This is a genomic window from Paenibacillus sp. J31P316 (assembly GCF_056269105.1).
The window spans coordinates 436,774-457,230 of sequence record NZ_JBWDNI010000001.1 but is presented as its reverse complement, the minus strand read 5'-3'; the positions used below and the strand labels follow the sequence as shown (position 1 = coordinate 457,230).

The following is a 20,457-nucleotide window of genomic DNA, read 5'->3' as shown; positions in this document are numbered from 1 at the left end:
TATGCGGGGGATGCGGAGAATTTGAACAGGGGACGGAGTGTTGGATCGTGGCAGGCACCGTGTGGCTCTGGGATGGAAAAGCATACCGATTGTGCGGCGTCGGGGCGAAGCCGGGAGACGCAAGCGACGGTCCGGCCGACGGAGATGCCGTCATCGTTGCCGGGGAGTCTTCGGCGGGACAAGGCGATGGTAATGCTTATGGCCGTCGCGTGCTTGTCTTGAACGGGGGCGCTTCCGCGTTCAACGCGTGGACGCGGGAGCAAATCGATCGCAGGCTGCGCCGGTCCGGTGCTGCCGTGCTTACTCCGGAACGAAAGGCGCTCCGCCGATTTAAGGTTTCGCTTTTTCAATTGCTGCCTCTTGGAGTGGAGAAGCTGCTGGCCGGGGGACGAGCTGCGATGGCAGCGGGAGGAAGTGCCGGACAAGCGGCTATGCCGGAAGAAGACGCGCGCTACAGGCCGATCGTTCGATTGGCCGCGCGAGCCTTGTATGCCTGCGGCCTCGATAACGGCATCGTCGAGGTCGCGGACGACGGCAGCGGGAAGTGCTTTGTCGCGGGCATCCGTCTCCCGTCATCGTCTGCGTACCGCGCCGGTATTTGGCGGCAAGCGTCGGCTGCGCTGGCCTCGGAGCTGCATGCGGCCGAGCTTTCAAGAAACGCGGGGGCTGCGCCGGATATTTTGCTAGGCGCGGACCCTGAGTTCGTGCTGCTCGCGGAGAATGGCCGCGTCGTATCCGCCGCCCGGTATTTGGAGGGCGGCCATGGCGCAGGCTGCGACGCGGTCCTCGTCGGCGGCGCGGTCAGGCATCCCATCGCCGAGCTGCGTCCGGCGCCTTCCCCGACGCCCGACGGCTTGGCGCGGAACCTGCGGCTGCTGCTGCAGGCTGCGGCGCGCCGCATTCCCGACCAGCCGCCGCTTCGCTGGGCGGCGGGCGGGATGCCGGCCGCCGGCTTCGCGCTCGGCGGCCATATTCACTTGAGCGGGGTGCCGCTGACCGGCCGGCTGCTGAGGCAGCTGGACAGCTACGTGGCGTTCCCGCTCGCGATGATCGAGGCGCCTTCCGAGCGGGCAAGGCGCCCGCGCTACGGCGCGCTCGGCGATTTTCGCCTGCAGCCGCACGGAGGCTTCGAGTATCGGACGCTGCCGAGCTGGCTGGCGTCCCCGCTTGCCGCGAAAGCGGCCTTCGCGCTGGCGCTGCTCTGCGCGCGCGAGAGCGAGTCGCTCGAATATGTTCCCTCGGAGGACGACCGGTTTATCGAAGCTTATTACGCGGGAGACCGCGAGTCTCTTGCCGGCTGTTTGGAACCATTGGCCGACTCCATGGCGTCCACGCCGTCCTATGCAGGGCTGGCCCAGTGGATAGAGCCATTGCTGCAGGCGATACGGAATGGACGGGTTTGGGATGCGGCCGGCGATTTTCGGGCGAAGTGGAGGGTAGGCTTGTAGATCTTTCTAGTGCAATGTTCATCGCGACCGATAGAATGGCCGAAGCGCTCCATGAGGGGGCGCTTTTCTGCTATAATGGAGCTCTAGTGTTTAACGCACGATAATTACGCATAGGAGGGGCCGCATGACTGCTTATACCCCGATGATTCAACAATATTTGGCGATCAAGGAGGGCGCGCAGGACGCGATCCTCTTTTTCCGCCTGGGCGACTTTTATGAAATGTTTTTCGACGACGCGATCCATGCGTCGCGCGAGCTGGAGATTACGCTGACCGGACGCGAGGGCGGCGGAGAGAAGAAGATTCCGATGTGCGGCGTGCCGTATCACGCGGCGGAAGGCTACATAGCAAGGCTGATCGAGAAAGGCTTCAAAGTCGCGATCTGCGAGCAGGTGGAGGATCCATCGGCGGCCAAAGGCGTCGTCCGGCGCGAAATCATTCGCGTCGTGACGCCGGGCACCGTCATGGAGTCGAAGTCGCTTGCCGAGAAGGCGAACAATTTCATCGTCTCCGTCTCGGAGCTTGCAGGCGTTTACGGCGTGGCGGCTTGCGATCTGACGACTGGGGAGCTGTACGTCACTTCCTTCGCGGCCGCCGCCGAGTCGCTGGCCGATGAGATCAACGTCTACCACCCGGCGGAAATCGTCGGCGATTCCTCCGTTCTGGAACGGCTGCGCGAAGCTTCGGCGGGATGGAACCGTCCTGTTCTCTTCACGGACCGCGTGCCGATGGCGGAGGAGATGCTCCGGCAGCAGTTCGGCCAATTAGAGCTGGCCGCGCTTGCGCCGGCAAGGCACCGGGCGGTCAGCCTGCTTACTGGCTATCTGGACGAGACGCAGAAGCGTTCCCTTGGCCACGTGCGCCGGATATCGGTCTACGAGCCGAATCAATTCATGGTTCTGGATCCGTTCACGCGCCGCAACCTGGAATTGACGGAGACGGTGCGGGACCGCAGCAAGAAGGGCACGCTGCTGTGGCTGCTCGACCGGACGCGAACGTCGATGGGCGCGCGGCTGCTTCGCAGATGGATCGATAAGCCTTTGCTGTCGAAGGCGATGATCGACGAGCGGCTGGAAGCGGTGGAGAAGCTGTATCTCAGCTTTATTCTCAGGGACGAGCTTCGGCGGGAGCTGAACGAGATTTATGACTTGGAGCGCCTAGTCGGAAGAGTCGCTTACGGAAGCGCGAACGGGCGGGATCTTAACGCGCTCAAGACGTCGCTTCAGCATGTACCTGCGCTCACGGCGTTGTGCGCGGAATCGGATTCGTCCACGCTCCGCAAGCTGGTCGCCGGCGTGGATGGCTGCGCGGATTTGGCTGCGATGATCGAGACGGTCATCGTGGATGAGCCACCGGTCTCCGTCCGCGAAGGCGGGCTTATCCGCACGGGCTACGACGGCCATCTGGACGAGCTTCGCGAAGCCAGCGTGAACGGGAAGAAATGGCTTGCGGAGCTGGAGCGCAAGGAACGGGAAGCGACCGGCATCAAGTCGCTCAAGATCGGCTACAACAAGGTGTTCGGTTATTATTTGGAAGTGTCCAAAGCGAACATCGGCAGCCTGCCGGAAGGACGGTACGAACGGAAGCAGACGCTGACGAACGCGGAACGCTACGTAACGCCGGAGCTGAAAGAGAAAGAAGCGCTGATTCTCGAAGCCGAGGAGAAGATGGTCGACCTCGAATACGGGATATTCATCGAGCTCCGCGATCATCTGACCGCGCATCTGCATCGTCTGCAGAAGCTGGCAGAGGTGATTGCGGCTCTCGATGTCTATCAATCTCTCGCAACGGTCAGCGGCGAGCAGCGGTACGTGAAGCCGAACGTGACGGAAGGCTATGATTTCGTCGTTGCCGAGGGCCGGCATCCTGTCGTGGAAGCGGTCATGGAAGACGCGGCTTTCATCGCGAACGAGACGAAGCTCGAGAAGTCCGGCTCGTCCATGCTGCTCATCACCGGACCGAACATGGCTGGCAAGAGCACCTATATGCGTCAGGTGGCGCTCATCAGCATCATGGCGCAGATCGGCTGCTTCGTGCCGGCCAAGCAGGCAGAGGTGCCGTTGATCGATCGTATCTTTACGCGCATCGGCGCTGCGGACGATCTCATCGGCGGGCAAAGCACGTTCATGGTGGAAATGAAAGACATCCAGATCATGACGGAAAAGGCGACGGCGCAGAGCATTGTCATCATCGACGAGCTTGGCCGGGGCACGTCGACAGGCGAAGGCATGGCGATCGCGCAGGCGGTCATCGAGTTTGTCCACCACGAAGTGGGCTGCAAGGCGCTCGTATCGACGCATTTCCATGAGCTGGCCCACCTGGGCGATTCGCTGCCGCATCTGGCGAATGCGTGCATGGCCGTGCAGGAGACCGGAGATAACGTCACGTTCCTCCGCAAGCTCGTTCCGGGCGCGGCAGGCAGCAGCTACGGCATCTATTGCGCGCAGCTGGCCGGACTTCCGAGCAGCATCATCGGGCGGGCATACTCGCTATTGGAGGTGCATGCCCGTCACGAGGTAGCAGCTGCTGCATCGGAGCTTCCGTTTACACCGAGTTCGGCAGGGAGGGATACGCTAGGGGCGGCATTCGCGGTTAAGCCTTCGAGCGAGCCTATCCGTTCTGAGCCGAATTACGCCGCTGCCGAAAAGGCAGCTGTCTACGCTACTCCACAGGCGGAGGCACCAGCAGTCGGCTCGCCCGTGCAGCTGTCGATATTCGAGGAGCCGGCACCGGTCGCTGCGACTTCGGAATCGGGCAAGCTGCGCAAAGCATCTCCGCGCGCCGAACAACTGGCCGATCAGCTTCGCAAGCTCGATTTGTTCAATCTGACGCCGATGCAGGCGATGCAATGGCTCAACGACATGAAGCTGAAGCTGAATGAAGAGAAATAAGCACCTGGCACCATGCAGGTGTTCATATATCGATGGATTGTAAAAAGGAGGTTCGGCAACATGAGCAAAATCCGCATATTGGACGAGCAGCTGGCCAACCAAATCGCTGCGGGCGAGGTCGTGGAACGGCCATCCTCCGTCGTCAAGGAGCTTGTCGAGAATGCCGTGGACGCCGGCAGCTCCGCGATTGACATCGTGATCGAGGAAGGCGGGCTGACGCTGATCCGCGTGACGGACAACGGCTCTGGCATCGAAGGCGATGACATTCAGACAGCGTTCTACCGCCATGCGACCAGCAAAATCTCGTCCAGCAAAGACCTGTTCCGCATCGCCAGCCTTGGATTCCGCGGCGAAGCGCTGCCGAGTATCGCGGCGGTCGCCAAGGTGGCGTGCATATCCGCTCCGGACGGCAGCGGACTCGGCCGCAAGCTCGTGATCGAAGGCGGCACGATTATCGCGAATGAAGAGACCAGCGCGCCGCAAGGCACGGACATCAGCGTGCGGGAATTGTTCTATAACACGCCGGCGCGGCTTAAATACATGAAGACGATCCAGACGGAGCTGGGCCATATCGCCGATTACGTGAATCGGCTGGCCTTGGCGCATCCCGGCATCGCCTTTACGCTCAAGCATAACGGCAGCACGCTGCTGCGCACGCTCGGCAGCGGCGACCGGCTGCAGACGTTCGCCGCCATCTACGGAACCGCTACGGCGAAGGCGATGCTGCCCGTGGAAGGCGAGCATCCCGATTACGAGCTGCGCGGCGTCATATCGAAGCCGGAGCAGACGCGTTCGAATCGAAACGGCATCACGATCGTCGTGAACGGCCGTTATATCCGAAGCTTCGTCCTGAATCAGGCGATGATGCAGGCGTACCACACGCTGCTGCCGATCAACCGGTTCCCGCTCGCGGTGCTGGAGCTCGGCATGCATCCGTCCTTGCTGGACGTGAACGTGCATCCGTCCAAAATGGAAGTTCGCTTCAGCAAAGAAGCGGAGCTGCGGGAATTCATCGAGGACGCGATCAGGCGCGCGCTCGGCAAGCAGCGCCATATTCCAGGGCCTGCGGCGCCCGCCGAACGGTCGAAGCCGGCATTTATTCAGGATCGCATCTCGTTCCATCAGCCGGAGCCGGAAGCTTCCGCCTACACGGCTTCATTGACGCCGCCGCCAAGCGATGGGCGATCCGAACAAAAGGCATCGGATTCGAGCCGTCTTGCAAGCGAACCGTCCGTTGGCGGGCGGTTCGAAACCCGGCAAGCTGCCGTCAATGCGCCTTCATCCGCTCGTCCGGCTTCCGGCCAGGCTTTGTCGCCGCTTGAAGTCGCTGCCGCTTTGGAGAAAGCGGAGCAGTCATTCGGAATTCGCCCCGATGACAAACCTTGGTCTTCTTCATCGACGCGCGGTCAATCGCAGACGCCTTGGACAAGCAGCGAGAAGACGAAGCCGTCGATTCCCCGCGATGCGACGGAACGGCTGTATTCGCCGCCTGCCGCACAGCGCGATCCATGGCGTGCGCAGGAGTCGCCAGCAACGGGTAGCGGTTATTCCGCTTCCGAGCTGTCGTCCTCCTCTGGCCAATCTGCTGAAATCATGCAAGCGCCTAGCGACATTCCTGCTGAGCGCAGCGGCATGTTGGGCATCGATGGCCAAACGGCCACGGAAGCTTCGCCATCTGCCTCAGAACAGTCCGAGTCCGAAGCTCAACCGCCAGCAGCTGCGGAGCCATCGTTTCCCGAGCTGTACTGGATCGGTCAGCTCCACGGAACCTATATTGTCGCGCAGAACGAAGAGGGTCTGTTCCTCATCGATCAGCATGCCGCGCATGAACGGATCCATTACGAGTATTTTCTAGCCAAATTCGGCCGGCCCGAACAGGCAAGCCAGCAGCTGCTCGTGCCGTTGACGCTTGAGTTTACGGCAGCCGAGGCCGGGGCTCTTCGAGGCAAGCTGCATTTGCTGCAGGAAGCGGGCGTGGAGCTGGAGCCGTTCGGCGCCAATACCTTCCTGGTCCGCGCTTATCCGGAATGGCTTCCAGAGGGCCAAGAAGGGGATGTCATCAGCGAGATGACGGATTGGCTGCTGCAGGAGCGCGGCGCCGTCGATGTCGGCAAGCTGCGCGAGAAGTCGGCCATCATGTGCGCGTGCAAAGCATCGATCAAAGCGAACGACAGATTGACGCGCGAAGAGGGGGAAGGGCTGCTCCGGCGGCTGGCCGCCTGCGCGATGCCTTATACATGCCCGCATGGCCGGCCGATCGTCGTGCACATGACCACCTACCAGCTGGAGAAAATGTTCAAGCGGGTGATGTCATGATCGTGACGACGGCGCAGAAGCCGACTCCCGAGCAAATTGCATACGCGCAAGCGATCGCATCCGAGCTTGAAGGCCGCTTCGTGCCTCGCAAGCAGGATTCGCTGCAGCTGCTCGGACGCAAATACGGCGACCCTCTCCTCCTTGTTGCAGACGACCGCGGACTGCGCTATTATGAGGATTCGGAGGAACCGTTGTATTTTCATCCCAGCATGGCGTACGTCCGCGTCAAGCGGATGCGCAAGGGGGAACGGGACCCGTTGATTACGCTGACCGGCTGCCTTCCGGGTGACTCCGTCATCGACTGCACGGCCGGACTGGGATCGGATTCGATCGTGTTCTCCTACGCCGTAGGAGCGGATGGCAAGGTGACGGCGCTCGAGAGCGAGCGTGTATTGTATACGGTCGTCCGCGAAGGTCTGCGGTCGTATCAGACGGGACACGAGGACGTTAATGAAGCGCTACGCCGCATCGAGATGCGCTGCACCGATCACCTGTCTTACTTGGAGCAGCAGGCGGACAAGAGCGTGGACATCGTGTATTTCGACCCGATGTTCCGCCATCCGCTGCACGATTCCTCCGCCCTGGCACCTCTTAGAGGACTGGCCAACAGCGCGGCGCTCGCCGAAGAATCCGTCAAGCAGGCGCTGCGCGTCGCACGCAAATGCGTCGTGCTGAAGGAGCACGGAGACAGCGGTGAGTTCGAACGTCTCGGCTTCGAGAAGCGTCATCGCAACAAAATCGCATACGGAGTGATTATTCCATCATGAGCCCAGCTTCCCAAGAGCATACGAATGCGAGACCGAAGCTGCTCGTGCTGATCGGTCCGACGGCTGTCGGCAAGACGCGCATGAGTCTGGACATCGCCAAGGCGTGGAACGCCGAAATTATCTCCGGCGACTCCATCCAGGTATACACCGGCATGGACATCGGCACGGCCAAAATCAAGCCGGAAGAACGGGAAGGCATTCCCCATCATTTGATCGACATTTGCGATCCGACGCATCCTTTCTCGGTCGCGGAATTCCAGGAGCGCTGCGCCGCGCTTATTCCGGACATTCTTGGCCGCGGCAAGCTGCCGTTCATCGTGGGCGGTACCGGCCTTTATGTAGAATCCGTTGCCTATGGCTATGATTTTGCCGAGGTAGGTTCCGACGATGCGTTCCGCGAAGAGATGAGCAGCTACGCGCTCGAGAACGGCGCCGACGCGCTTCACGAGAAGCTGCGTGCCGTCGATCCGGAAGCCGCGGAACGGCTCCACCCGAACGATCAGCGCCGGGTTATCCGGGCGCTCGAGGTGTATCATTTAACGGGCACGACATTTACGGAGCAGCAGAAGGGACAGAAAAAGACATCCCCTTACGAACTGTGTATGGTCGGGTTGACGATGGACCGTGCTGTTCTGTATGCCCGCATCAACGAGCGGGTCGATGCCATGATTGCGGAAGGCTTGATCGAGGAAGTCCAGGGCTTGCTGGGACGCGGCGTGCCCGCCGATGCCGTCTCCATGCATGGCCTAGGCTACAAGGAGATCGTGCTTTATTTGCAGGGCCATCTGACGCTTGCGGAAGCGGTCGAGCTGCTAAAGCGCGATACGAGGCGGTTTGCCAAGCGGCAGCTGTCCTGGTTTCGGCATATGCCGGATATCCACTGGATCGACGCCTGTGAAAATTTTAACGAGAATTTGCACGCAATTCATGCTATAATAGCAGGAAAGTTTAGGATGGAACTCGAATATACTTTTAACCAACCTTTTGACGATGGGGGTAACGCGCAATGAACAAATCTATCAACATTCAGGATACATTTCTGAATCAACTTCGCAAAGACAGCGTGCCGGTAACCGTGTATCTGACGAACGGTTTCCAAATCCGCGGTGTCATTAAAGCATTCGACAACTTTACGATCGTCATCGACAGCGAAGGCCGCCAACAAATGGTGTACAAGCATGCCATCTCGACGTTTACCCCGCAACGCAACGTATCGCTCATGCAGGTTCAAGACAACGAAGCGTAACCAACCGACAGGCATGTTTTGAAACCTTTTTGAAGCATGTTTCGTTTAATTGGATATCGGCACGAAAAAGCAGCCTTGCGACGTGCGGGGCTGCTTTTCTATTGACGGACGAATTGGCAGGCCGGATACGCGTTCGTCAAGCGACAGGACGGAGACTTGCATAACCCTCGGAAGCGCGGCCGCAGCCGCTTTTTTGGGCGGGGACGACCTGTTTCAGTCCATCCGTTGCCGTTTACACATATAGGGTATAAATAGAGAGAAGAGGCTGACTCGCGATTCGAATTGGAGGGGACCCTGGCTCATGGCAGAAGGACCACGCAGCATGAAGAACAGCAAGAACGAGAAGAAAGGCAAGACCAAGAAGAAGCGCAATAAACGCAAGCTGGCCGTATGGTTGTTTTTCGGCGCGGCCATCGCGATCGTATGCGGCATCATCGGATATATGCTCATCATATTGAACGGCGAGCGGATTCTCGCCGACAATCAGGATAAATTGGTTCTGCCGGAAGCGTCCACGATTTATGACGGCCAAGGCAAGGAAGTAAGGAAGCTCGGGGCGAACCGCGAGGTCGTGGAATTCGCCGACATGCCCCAACTGATGCGGGACGCCGTCATCGCGACGGAGGATCAGCGCTTCGAGAAGCATTTCGGCATCGATCTCTATTCGATCGGCCGCGCGGTCGTCAAGGATGTCGTGGCGCGCAGCGCCGTCGAAGGCGGAAGCACGATTACGCAGCAGCTCGCGAAGAACTTGTTCCTGACGCAGGATAAAACGTTCTTCCGCAAGGCGACGGAAGCATCCATTGCCGTAGCGATCGAGCACAAGATGACGAAGGACGAGATTATCACGATGTACCTGAACCGGATATATTTCGGGAAAGGCGCCTACGGCGTGAAGGCCGCGGCGGAATATTATTTCAATACCGATTTGAAGGATCTGAAGCTCTGGCAGATCGCGACGCTCGCCGCTATTCCGAAGGCGCCCGCGACGTACAATCCGATCAACCATCCGGATAATTCGAAGGAACGCCGGGCCGTCGTCCTGCAGCTGATGTACGATCAGAAGTACATTACGAAGGAAGAACTGGACGAAGCGAAAGCCGTCGATTACAAACCCGTGCAGCATTCGAAGGAAACGGAAACGTATCAAGCGTTCGTCGATTACGTCATCGACGAAGCGGAGAAGGTCAGCGGATTGACAGAGGAAGAGCTGCGCATCTCCGGTTATCATATTTACACGACCTTGAACACGCAGGCGCAGCTGGCCATGGAGAAAGAGTTCGAGGACGACGACAATTTCGAGAAGAGCGTCGACGAGCAGAAGGAGCAAGCCGCGATGATCATCGTGGATCATCGTAACGGCGAGATTCAAGGCATGGTCGGCGGCCGCGATTACGTCAACAAAGGGCTGAACCGGGTGACGGACGCGCCAAGGCAGCCGGGGTCGTCGTTCAAGCCGATCACGGTCTACGGTCCGGCGATCGAGTCGGGCGATTGGTTCCCGTGGTCGACGCTGCAGGACGTGAAGAAATGTTACGGATCTTACTGCCCGTCCGACTCCAACCGGGTAAAGTATATCGGCAACGTCAGCATGCGCCAGTCGATCAAGGAATCCCGGAACGCTTCCGCGGTCTGGCTGCTGAATGAAATCGGCGTCAAAGCGGGATTGAACTTTGCCAAGGACCTTGGTTTCGAGCTCGACAGCTCGAAGGACCGCAACCTGGCGATCGGTCTGGGCGGTTTGACGTACGGCGTGACGCCGTACCAGATGTCCGCCGCCTACAGCGCATTCGCGAACGACGGCAAGACCGTCGATCAGCACGCGCTGATCAAGATTACGGACAGCGAAGATGATCCGGTGTATACGTATCGCGCGCCGGATGCCAAGCAGGTCATGAAATCCTCCACGGCGCGCTACATAACCGATGTTTTGCAAGGCGTGCTGGAGAAGGGCGGAACGGGCGTCAACGCGCGCATCGACCGTCCGGTGGCAGGCAAAACAGGCACGACGCAAAACGGGATTCCGGGTCTTAGCAATGGATATAACCGGGATGCTTGGTTTGCTGGCTACACGGCTGAATGGACAGCGGTCGTCTGGATGGGCTATGATCGTACCGATAAGGATCACATGATTAAGAAGAGCAGCGAGCAGTCGGCAGCCATGTTCGGGAAAGTCATGAAGGAAGCGATGGAAGGCGTTCCGAAGGACAGCTTCACGAAGCCGGCCGAAGACGAACAAGAGGAAAAGCCGCCTGTCGGCATTACGAACTTCAGCGCCGTCTATAATGATCAGAAAGCGGCAGTGCAACTCGCATGGTCGCCGGTTGACGGTGAAGGGATTCAGTATCGCATCTTCCGCAAAGCGACCGGAGAAGCCGAGTTCACGAAGAACATGGACTCGCTGACGACGACCGGGGTCGACGATTTGGGCATTGCGCCGGGCATGAGCTACGAGTATTACGTAGTAGCCTATGATCCAGCCAAAGACATGGAAGGCACGCCTTCGGCAACCGTGAAAGTGGATATCCCCGAAGCCGAAATTACGCCTCCTCCGACGGATCCGGGCGATAATCAGCCGGGCAACGGCGACAATGGCGGGAACGACGGCGATGGTGGTAACGGCGGCGGCAATAATGGTGGAGGCAATAACGGCGGCGATGGTAACGGACCGGGTAACGGAACCGACGGCCCCGGGAACGGGAACGGGAACACGCCGCCGGAACAAGGCGGTAATAACGGCGGCCAAACTCCGGGCGATGGCGGTCAAACGCCAGGTAACGGCGGAGGGAATTCGGGACAGCCGGGAGGTAACGGCGGCACCGGAAACGATGGCAGCCAGGGAACCGGCGCCGGAGCGGGAACGGATCCCGGAACAGGCGGCGGCGACGGGACAAATACAGGCACGGGCACTGGGACCGATGGCGGCGGTAATAACGCTGCCGGAGACGGTACGAATCCCGCAGGCGGCAAGAAACAGACGCCGACAGGCACCGGCATGAGAACGGACGACGGCGCGGCGAAGCTCGATACGCCATAACGCCTTACACCAAATAGACTGTTAATCAGACTGCGGAGGTAAATCGAAGATGAATATGAAGAACCGGACAGCGCTCACCGTTGTCCTGTCCGCCATGCTGCTCGTAGCATCGGCATGCGGAACCAAACCAGACAATGCGGCCCAGAATCAAGGCAGTACAAACACGCAGACCGAAACTTCCGCAAGCGGCGGTTCGAACAGCGAGAGCGACGCCGACGGCGAAGCAGGAACGTCGAAGCAATGGTCCGAGAAGCCGAAGATGGCAATCGATACGAACAAGGCGTACAGCGCCGTGTTCAAGACGAACAAAGGCGATTTTACGGTAGAGCTGTACGCGAAGGATCGCCCGGAAACGGTCAACAATTTCGTGTTTTTATCGAAGGAGAAGTTTTATGACGGCGTCAAGTTCCACCGGATCATTCAATCCTTTATGATTCAAAGCGGGGACCCTACCGGTACTGGGGCTGGCGGCCCGGGCTACAACATTCCGGATGAGCTGGACTCCAAGTATAAGTACGAGGAGGGGGTCATCGCGATGGCGAACACCGGCCAGCCGAATTCCGGCGGCAGCCAGTTCTTCATCGGCTCCGGCGCGGATGCCGCGGGTCTGAACAATACCCCCAATTATACGATCTTCGGTAAAGTGACCGAAGGCATGGACATCGTGGAAGCGATCGCAGCAACTCCGGTAGGCATGGATGCGAGCGGAAGAGAAGCTAGCGCGCCTACGGAAGACGTTGTCATCAATACCATTACGATTGAAGAGAAATAAGCTTGGCTTTCGAAGAGGACGGCTGGATGCCGTTCTCTTTTTGTTTGCTTCCAATGAACGATCAGGATGCGACAGCCAACCTTGTCCTTGCGCTTGTCGTGCGCCTGGGACAAAGCGGGGCTTGGTTTATTTTCAGGGGTCGCTGGAGATGGCCGCTTGATTGTGGTAATCTTTTTTTAATGAGGGAAATCTACCCTGCTGTCTGTTTCCATTTCCGCGCAGCAATTGAAGCGAGATCCTAACGGAAAGGTCGTTCCGTATGAAGCGAAAATTTTCTGACCGAGCCAATTGGCGCCGCATTCTGCGTAGAAGCTATACGTGCTTGACCATGGACGGGGATGAGTTTAAAGGACTGGTGACCTTCTATCGGATTCATGAATTGCGTGAACCGCTGTGGAAAGAATACAACGGGCGCAAGCTTTGCCTGGCCGATCGAGGTTATTTGTGGATGCAGCATTTCCCCCGGGGCGAACATTTCGTCGTAACGACGATGTTCGACGATAAGAACCGCGTCGTTCAATGGTATATCGATATTTGCAAGACGCAAGGATTGACCGACCAGCAGGTTCCGTGGTTTGACGATTTGTACCTCGACGTCGTCGTGCTGCCGAGCGGGGAAGTCTTCCTGCTGGACGAGGATGAGCTGGAGGAGGCAGTCATGCAAGGAGCCGTGACGAACAAGGATGCCGCATTGGCGCGCAAGACGGCTGGCAGGCTGCTCTCCACGATACGAAATGGACGGTTTCGCTACTTCACGCTCAGTCTGAAGCATCGCAAGACGCTTGCCCAGAGCGGGGAACTCAGCGAATCGTGACGCCGGCAGCTTCGCCGAAGCGCTCGCCCAAACGCCCAAAACGCAGTTCCCGCAGACGATTCCGTCCGGTCTTCCTCCTTCTGCGGATCTGCGCTTGGGCTGCCGCCTTGGGCGTGCTTTGGTGTGCGTACCTGTTATGGCTCATTACGAGCTACGATGCTCCGAAGCCGATTCCCCATTCGGATGCCGCCATCATCTTAGGCGCGGCGCTATGGGCCGATCAGCCAAGCCCCGGCTTGCGGGAACGGCTTGAGAACGGCTTGGCCTTGTACAAGCAGGGCACGGTGAACTATTTGATTCTGACCGGCGGGCTCGATCACAACGGTTCGACGCTTACCGAGGCGGAAGGCATGCGCAATTATTTGGCAGCCAAAGGCGTGCCGGCATCTGCTATGGTGCTCGAGAACGACGCTCGGAGCACGTACGAGAATCTGCTCTTCAGCAAGCCCCTCGCGGCCAAGCGGGGCTGGAGCAAGCTGTTGATCGTGACGCATGCCTATCATGCGCCTCGTGCCAAGGATATCGCGAATTATTTGGATTATCCGGCGAATACGCTTACCGTTGGCTACAAATCGAAGGTTTTGCCGATCGCTTATAATTATACGCGCGAAGTGCTCGCATTCACCAAATGGAAGCTGGACGAGCAGTTCATGCGTCTCGGACTGCGGCTTCCCGACTCATTTTGAATCCCCGCAAAGCTCGACTGAAATCTGTTAATATGGCTGTCATCAATAGAATACAATGGATTATGCGTGTCAGGCAGGCGATCCATTGAAGGATAGGTGATGAAGCAGATATGGACGATCGAGTCTTAAATTCGGGCGGAAGCGGCAGCGGCCGGCCGGCCCGCCAAATCAATGTAGTCCTTCGCACCAGCGAGCCTTATGCGATTGCGAGCAGTTCCCCTCCTCAGCTGGAAACCGAGATGGTTCAGACGGCAAGGCCGCTGGCCCCGGGAGATCCGTTCCACGATATCCAACGAGAGCTGGACCCGATGGTCGGACTCGAGAACGTGAAGCAGTTGGTCTATGAAATTTTTGCGCTGCTGCAAATCAGCCGGATGCGATCGGATGCCGGTTTATCGGGCGGCTCGCATGTGTACCATATGATATTTACGGGCAATCCCGGTACGGGCAAGACGACGATCGCCCGCATCGTCGCGAAGCTGTTTCAGAAGATGGGCGTCCTGACCAAGGGACATATGATCGAAGTAGAACGCGCGGACCTCGTCGGCGAGTATATCGGCCATACGGCGCAGAAAACACGCGATCTCGTGCGCAAAGCGCTCGGCGGCGTGCTTTTTGTGGACGAAGCGTACAGCCTGGCGCGCGGCGGCGAGAAGGATTTCGGCAAAGAAGCGATCGACACGCTCGTCAAGGCGATGGAGGACCATCGCAACCAATTCGTCTTGATCCTGGCGGGTTATCCGCTGGAAATCGAGCATTTCTTGATGACGAATCCCGGCTTGCCGTCGCGTTTTCCGATTCAAATCGAATTTCCCGATTATTCGGTCGATCAGCTGATCCAAATCGCCGAGCTGATGGCCAAGGAGCGGGACTATACGCTCATGCCGCAGTCGATATTCAAGCTCCGCCAGCATTTGATGCAGGAGAAGACGATGTCGATGTTCGCCTTCAGCAATGCGCGATACGTGCGCAACATCATCGAGAAGGCTTTTCGCCATCAAGCGGTCCGTTTGATGAGTCAATATCCCGCCGGTTCGCCGGGGAAGCAGGAGTTGATGTCCGTGCGGCCGGAGGATTTGAAGTGGGAGAAGTGATGTCGGGAGCTTAAAAGTGGGAGTCGTAATGACGGGCGAAATTGAGGAAGAAGTAACAGGCGCGACTTGAAGGAGCTGTAAGGACAGAATGCGGCAAACAACTTATGATACGGAGACAGACGTACAGGACAGAGCGATTCTCGTCAGCCTGGTTACGCCAGCAATCAAGCGAGGCGCCGGAGATCCGGAGCATTCGCTGCAAGAGCTTGTCAGCCTTGCGGAAACCGCGGGCGTGGAAGTATTGACGTCGCTGACGCAGAATAAGGAGAAGGTCGATACCAAGTGGTTTATCGGAAAAGGCAAAGTCGAAGAGCTTCGTGCGGCCGCGGAAGAGCTGGGAGCCACGACGGCGATTTTCGATCAAGAGCTGTCGGGCGCGCAGGTGCGCAACCTCGAGGAAGCGCTGGATATGAAAATCATCGACCGGACGCAGCTCATTTTGGATATATTTGCGCAGCGTGCCAAAACTAGAGAGGGCATCATTCAGGTCGAGCTGGCCCAGCTCAGCTACCTGCTGCCTCGGCTGTCCGGCCACGGGAAGAATCTCTCCCGGCTTGGCGGGGGCATCGGGACGAGAGGTCCGGGCGAATCGAAGCTGGAAACCGACCGCCGACACATCCGCGACCGCATTACGGACTTGAAGCATACGCTGGAGGAAGTCGTCCGCCATCGTACGCTTCATCGCGAGCGCAGGCGGAAGTCCGGCGTGCAGCAGGTCGCCTTGGTCGGCTATACGAACGCGGGGAAGTCCACGCTGCTTCGCGAGCTGACCCAAGCGGATGTGTACATAGAAAACCAGCTGTTCGCCACGCTCGATCCCACCTCGCGGACCCTGAAGCTTCCAGGCGGCGCGGAAGTGATCCTGACGGACACGGTCGGCTTCATCCAGAACCTGCCGCATGATTTGATCGCCGCCTTCAGGGCGACGCTGGAAGAGGTCTGCGAGGCGGATCTCGTTCTTCACGTCATTGATGGATCCTCCGAGATGCGGGAGGAGCAAATCGCCGTCGTGGAGCGGATATTGGGCGAGCTGGGGGCCGCAGGCAAGCCGCAGTTGATGATTTACAACAAAATCGATCTCTGCGGGCTGAACGGACCGCAGCTCGTGCCGGCGAACGGACCGGGCACGCTTGCGATCAGCGCCTATAACGGCTATGATTTGGAACGTCTGTGCGCAGCCATTCAGGAGAAACTGGTTGGCGATACGCGAATATTCGCGCTGCCCGCGGATCGAGGCGACCTGATTGCGCTTGCGTACAGGACGGGCGAAGTATTGGAACAAGAAGTAGAAGGCGAGAACTTAGTCTTGCGGGTACGGCTGAATAAACAGGATTACGAGGTGCACGGGTACAAGCTGGAGGACTATCTCCTGAACCCCTAAGCACGCTGCGAACATGAGGAGAGACTCGGACAGTGAAACGGCAAGGAAGCAACTGGTTGGCTTTGACTGAGCGGGCGGAGGCTGCCGAGGAGCAGGCCGCCCCTGTTTTTCGTTCCATCGACGGCGTCGCCGAACGCAATCAATGGAAGGTTATTGATGCGTTCCAAAAACATCGGGTTAGCGATTTTCATTTTAATGGCTCGACCGGTTATGGGTACAATGATACGGGCAGAGAAGTGCTCGATCTGGTCTATGCCGATGTCATGGGGGCAGAAGCTGCGCTCGTGCGGCCGCATTTTGTGTCCGGCACCCACACGATCAGCTGCGCGCTGTTCGGCCTTCTTCGTCCTGGAGACGAGCTGATGTACATTACAGGCCGCCCGTACGACACGCTTCATAAGGTGATCGGGAAGCCGGGGGACGGGAAAGGCTCATTACAGGACTTCGGCATTACATACTGCGAGGTTGCGCCTTTGGCCGACGGCTCTATCGACTGGGATACGGTCTCCTCCAAGATCACGGAACGGACGCGCGTCATCGGCATTCAACGCTCGCGCGGCTATGACTGGCGCGCCTCTTATACGGTCGCGCAGATTGGCGAGATGACGGAACGGGTAAAAGCTTTGAAGCCGGACGTTTACGTCTTCGTGGATAACTGCTACGGAGAGTTTACGGAAGAGCTGGAGCCGACGCAGGTGGGCGTCGATCTGATGGCCGGCTCGCTGATCAAGAACCCCGGCGGCGGAATTGCTCCGACGGGCGGTTATGTCGCCGGTACCCGGCATGCAGTTAACTTGACGGCATACCGGCTGACGGCGCCGGGAATCGGCGGGGAAGTGGGCGCAACGCTGGGAACGCTTCGCGCGATGTATCAGGGGCTGTTTCTAGCTCCGCATCTCGTCGGACAAGCACTCAAGGGCAGCGTCTTTGGAGCTGTCATGTTCGAAATGCTGGGCTTCGAGAGCAATCCGCGCTTCGACGCGCCTCGGACCGATCTGATCCAAGCGATTCGTTTCAAAGACGCCGATCAGCTGATCGCGTTCGTGCAGGGCGTGCAGCGTGCTTCCGCGGTGGATTCCCACGTGGTGCCCGAGCCGTGGGACATGCCCGGCTACGAGCATCCCGTCATTATGGCCGCGGGAACGTTCATGCAGGGCGGAAGTCTGGAATTATCGGCCGACGCTCCGATACGGGAGCCGTATATCGCTTATATGCAAGGCGGGCTTACGTATGCCCATGTCAAATACGGTGTTCTGAATGCTTTAGCCATGCTAGCCGATCGTGAGTTAATTGTAATTAAACCTCACACGACTTGACACGTTTTTGGCATGGCGTTACAATGAGAGCATATATCAGACACTGGAAGGTTGATGCGATATGGGTGACGAAATACGCAGAAATATGGCGCTTTTTCCGATCGGCATCGTCATGAAGCTGACCGACTTGACCGCAAGGCAGATCCGCTATTACGAGCAGCATGAATTAATCGTTCCTGCCCGTACTTCCGGCAACCAGCGGTTGTTCTCGTTCAACGACGTGGAGAGGCTGCTAGAGATCAAGTCTTTGATCGAGAAAGGCGTCAACATCGCCGGTATCAAACAAGTGATGAATCCGGTTACGAAGGAATCGGAGGACGCGACCGTCGTCAGTGAGCTGTCCGAAGTGAAACGTCGAGAATTGTCGGACGCGCAGCTCCACCGACTGCTGAAACAGCAGCTTCTTGAGAAGAGACCGGGCAAAGCCTCACTCATTCAAGGCCAGCTGTCCCGTTTCTATAACAAGAAATAATGACACCGCAAGTTATCTTTATCCCAATTTAACTACTTTACCAGAGGAGCTGATCCCGTGAGCTACACGAAAGATGACATCAGACGCATCACGCAGGAACAAAACGTTCGGTTCATTCGTCTGCAATTTACCGATTTGCTCGGCACGATCAAGAACGTTGAAATCCCTGTAAGCCAGCTTGAGAAAGCGCTCGACAACAAGATGATGTTCGACGGCTCGTCCATCGAAGGTTATGTGCGGATCGAAGAATCCGATATGTACCTCTATCCGGATTTGGATACATGGGTCGTATTCCCATGGGTAGCGGAAGATCGCATCGCCCGTTTGATTTGCGATGTTTATATGCCGGACGGAACGCCTTTCGCCGGAGACCCGCGCGGTATTCTGAAGCGCGTGCTTAAAGAAGCGGAAGAGCTGGGCTTCACGTCCATGAACGTCGGTCCTGAACCGGAATTTTTCCTGTTCAAAACAGACGCCAACGGCAATCCGACAACGGAGCTGAACGACCAAGGCGGTTACTTCGACCTTGCGCCGATGGACCTTGGCGAGAACTGCCGCCGCGAAATCGTACTGACGCTGGAAGAGATGGGCTTCGAGATCGAGGCATCTCACCATGAAGTGGCGCCAGGGCAGCACGAGATCGACTTCAAATACGCAGACGCCATCAAAGCGGCCGACCAGATTCAAACGTTCAAACTCGTCGTCAAAACGATCGCGCGCCAGCATGGCCTCCACGCATCGTTCATGCCGAAACCGCTGTTCGGCGTAAACGGCTCCGGCATGCACTGTCACCAGTCGCTGTTCCGCGGCAACGTTAATGCCTTCTACGATGAGAGCGACAAGCTTGGCTTGAGCCAAGTCGCGCGCTATTATATGGCCGGCATGCTGCGCCATGCTCGTTCGTTCGCGGCAATCACGAATCCAACGGTTAATTCGTACAAGCGTCTTGTTCCCGGTTACGAAGCACCTTGCTACGTCGCTTGGTCGGCAAGCAACCGTAGTCCGATGATCCGTATTCCGGCTTCCCGCGGTCTTAGCACCCGGATCGAAGTGCGCAGCCCGGATCCGGCGGCTAACCCGTACCTGGCACTTGCCGTCATGTTGAAGGCAGGCTTGGATGGCATTCATAACAAGCTGCCGCTTCCTGCTCCTACGGACCGGAACATCTACGTGATGACCGACGAAGAGCGGATCGACGAAGGCATCCCTAGCTTGCCGGACGACCTGAAGGAAGCGCTCACCGAGCTTCTTCGCAGCCAGGTCATCTGCGATGCGCTGGGCGACCACGCACTGGCTCACTTCTATGAATTGAAGGAAATCGAGTGGGATATGTACCGCACGCAGATCCACGAGTGGGAACGCGATCAGTATCTGACCCTATACTAGTATTCAGAAGCCCTTGGCGCCGATGGCGTCAAGGGCTTTTTTTTGCGTTTTGCACGCTGAATGTTTCGCAATTAGGAGGAGTAGGAAGATGGGGGAGGAGCAGGAGTAGCAGGAGTAGCAGGGTAGGGAGGCTTGTTATTCCGCACTTGTATGTCCTTCGCTGCATACAATGCCGCAATAGGCATTTTCGAAAGGATGTGGTTCATGTGACAGGGAAGGTAAGGGCAAAAGCCGAGACGTTTCAGATCAGCGGATCGATACTCTCCCGAGTAGCTGCCAGCATGATCCCTTTCTATAGGAAGATTGCAGGCAATCGAAGCTTTGCGCTTCGTTGGTCGAAGGCGGTCAGGAAGGCTGATTTGGATGCGCTGCTTGCCATGTTCAAATCGGTCGTGAAGACAGCTAAGCTGGACAGCTTTTCGGTTAACGGCATCGGCTATTTCGTCGATTTCGCCTTTGAGGAACCGGTGCTACAATATTCGAACGGAACGACAATTCCGCCCGGATTGACGCAGTTCACGTTCTCCACGCCCATACACCAAGCGATCGCACGAGCACTACTTCCGTTCTATAGGGCGCTTGCATCCTCGAAAACGTACGCGGCGGCGCTCGCAGCCGCGATCAACGGAAATCAAACCACACGCGTTCGCGCTCTCATTCGACAGAAGGTAACGACCGCGGCATTGAAAAGTATCCAGATCCGCTTCTCAGGTGTAAGTTGCGACTTTAAATATGCGAGCAGCAAATTTACGTACCGCAACTTGTTGTTCCGGGAGATTACAGGCTAAAGCGGATGAACGAGGCAGAAGAAGAGTCGAACCACGATAAAAGG

At 57.9% G+C, this 20,457-nt stretch carries 16 protein-coding genes; all 16 read left to right on the top strand.

The genetic code is table 11. The features are described from left to right. The first annotated feature begins 47 nt into the window (after positions 1-47). The 16 genes from AC0YNU_RS01950 (at position 48) to AC0YNU_RS01875 (ending at position 20,413) form a co-directional block, all read left to right on the top strand. Positions 48-1,448, top strand: coding sequence for a putative amidoligase domain-containing protein (locus tag AC0YNU_RS01950; RefSeq protein WP_475752628.1), 1,401 nt, complete (start codon positions 48-50; stop codon positions 1,446-1,448). A gap of 124 nt (positions 1,449-1,572) precedes the next feature. After that, positions 1,573-4,338 (top strand): DNA mismatch repair protein MutS, encoded by a 2,766-nt coding sequence (gene mutS / locus AC0YNU_RS01945; RefSeq protein ID WP_475752627.1) that lies wholly within the window; start codon positions 1,573-1,575, stop codon positions 4,336-4,338. A 60-nt stretch (positions 4,339-4,398) separates the two neighbouring features. Then, a complete protein-coding gene (gene mutL / locus AC0YNU_RS01940) occupies positions 4,399-6,654 on the top strand; it encodes a DNA mismatch repair endonuclease MutL (RefSeq protein ID WP_475752626.1) in 2,256 nt (751 codons plus the stop codon). Continuing rightward, complete coding sequence (locus AC0YNU_RS01935) at positions 6,651-7,421, top strand: class I SAM-dependent methyltransferase (RefSeq protein WP_475752625.1); 771 nt, start codon at positions 6,651-6,653, stop codon at positions 7,419-7,421. The genes mutL and AC0YNU_RS01935 overlap by 4 nt, the downstream gene beginning before the upstream one ends. After that, complete coding sequence (gene miaA / locus AC0YNU_RS01930; RefSeq protein WP_475752624.1) at positions 7,418-8,431, top strand: tRNA (adenosine(37)-N6)-dimethylallyltransferase MiaA; 1,014 nt, start codon at positions 7,418-7,420, stop codon at positions 8,429-8,431. The genes AC0YNU_RS01935 and miaA overlap by 4 nt, the downstream gene beginning before the upstream one ends. Continuing rightward, entirely contained in the window at positions 8,428-8,667 is a 240-nt protein-coding gene (gene hfq / locus AC0YNU_RS01925) for an RNA chaperone Hfq (RefSeq protein ID WP_090635997.1), read from the top strand. Before miaA ends, hfq begins: the two co-directional genes overlap by 4 nt. Positions 8,668-8,968: 301 nt before the next feature. After that, a complete protein-coding gene (locus tag AC0YNU_RS01920) occupies positions 8,969-11,704 on the top strand; it encodes a transglycosylase domain-containing protein (RefSeq protein ID WP_475752623.1) in 2,736 nt (911 codons plus the stop codon). Between the two features lie 49 nt (positions 11,705-11,753). Further along, positions 11,754-12,476, top strand: coding sequence for a peptidylprolyl isomerase (locus AC0YNU_RS01915; protein WP_475752622.1), 723 nt, complete (start codon positions 11,754-11,756; stop codon positions 12,474-12,476). A 259-nt stretch (positions 12,477-12,735) separates the two neighbouring features. After that, the gene (locus AC0YNU_RS01910) at positions 12,736-13,290 is read left to right on the top strand and encodes a ribonuclease FAU-1 family protein (RefSeq protein ID WP_161694488.1); all 555 of its coding nucleotides are present in this window, start codon (positions 12,736-12,738) and stop codon (positions 13,288-13,290) included. Continuing rightward, on the top strand, positions 13,287-13,976 hold the full coding sequence (locus AC0YNU_RS01905; RefSeq protein ID WP_475752621.1) for a YdcF family protein: 690 nt from the start codon (positions 13,287-13,289) through the stop codon (positions 13,974-13,976). Before AC0YNU_RS01910 ends, AC0YNU_RS01905 begins: the two co-directional genes overlap by 4 nt. 110 nt (positions 13,977-14,086) lie before the next feature. Continuing rightward, positions 14,087-15,070, top strand: coding sequence for an AAA family ATPase (locus AC0YNU_RS01900; protein ID WP_475752620.1), 984 nt, complete (start codon positions 14,087-14,089; stop codon positions 15,068-15,070). An 88-nt stretch (positions 15,071-15,158) separates the two neighbouring features. Then, positions 15,159-16,451, top strand: a complete 1,293-nt coding sequence (hflX, locus tag AC0YNU_RS01895) for a GTPase HflX (protein ID WP_475752619.1) — start codon at positions 15,159-15,161, stop codon at positions 16,449-16,451. 32 nt (positions 16,452-16,483) lie between these two features. After that, positions 16,484-17,767 (top strand): methionine gamma-lyase family protein, encoded by a 1,284-nt coding sequence (locus AC0YNU_RS01890; RefSeq protein ID WP_475752618.1) that lies wholly within the window; start codon positions 16,484-16,486, stop codon positions 17,765-17,767. A 61-nt stretch (positions 17,768-17,828) separates the two neighbouring features. After that, entirely contained in the window at positions 17,829-18,239 is a 411-nt protein-coding gene (locus AC0YNU_RS01885) for a MerR family transcriptional regulator (RefSeq protein WP_161694494.1), read from the top strand. 57 nt (positions 18,240-18,296) lie between these two features. After that, positions 18,297-19,625, top strand: a complete 1,329-nt coding sequence (gene glnA / locus AC0YNU_RS01880; RefSeq protein WP_475752617.1) for a type I glutamate--ammonia ligase — start codon at positions 18,297-18,299, stop codon at positions 19,623-19,625. 206 nt (positions 19,626-19,831) lie between these two features. After that, on the top strand, positions 19,832-20,413 hold the full coding sequence (locus AC0YNU_RS01875) for a hypothetical protein (protein WP_475752616.1): 582 nt from the start codon (positions 19,832-19,834) through the stop codon (positions 20,411-20,413). The last annotated feature ends 44 nt before the right edge of the window (positions 20,414-20,457 follow it).

Coding starts and splice junctions, on each gene's coding strand:
- mutS (WP_475752627.1), top strand. CDS start 1,573: ATGACTGCTTATACCCCGATGATTCAACAATATTTGGCGATCAAGGAG.
- mutL (WP_475752626.1), top strand. CDS start 4,399: ATGAGCAAAATCCGCATATTGGACGAGCAGCTGGCCAACCAAATCGCT.
- AC0YNU_RS01935 (WP_475752625.1), top strand. CDS start 6,651: ATGATCGTGACGACGGCGCAGAAGCCGACTCCCGAGCAAATTGCATAC.
- miaA (WP_475752624.1), top strand. CDS start 7,418: ATGAGCCCAGCTTCCCAAGAGCATACGAATGCGAGACCGAAGCTGCTC.
- hfq (WP_090635997.1), top strand. CDS start 8,428: ATGAACAAATCTATCAACATTCAGGATACATTTCTGAATCAACTTCGC.
- AC0YNU_RS01920 (WP_475752623.1), top strand. CDS start 8,969: ATGGCAGAAGGACCACGCAGCATGAAGAACAGCAAGAACGAGAAGAAA.
- AC0YNU_RS01915 (WP_475752622.1), top strand. CDS start 11,754: ATGAATATGAAGAACCGGACAGCGCTCACCGTTGTCCTGTCCGCCATG.
- AC0YNU_RS01910 (WP_161694488.1), top strand. CDS start 12,736: ATGAAGCGAAAATTTTCTGACCGAGCCAATTGGCGCCGCATTCTGCGT.
- AC0YNU_RS01900 (WP_475752620.1), top strand. CDS start 14,087: ATGGACGATCGAGTCTTAAATTCGGGCGGAAGCGGCAGCGGCCGGCCG.
- hflX (WP_475752619.1), top strand. CDS start 15,159: ATGCGGCAAACAACTTATGATACGGAGACAGACGTACAGGACAGAGCG.
- AC0YNU_RS01885 (WP_161694494.1), top strand. CDS start 17,829: ATGGGTGACGAAATACGCAGAAATATGGCGCTTTTTCCGATCGGCATC.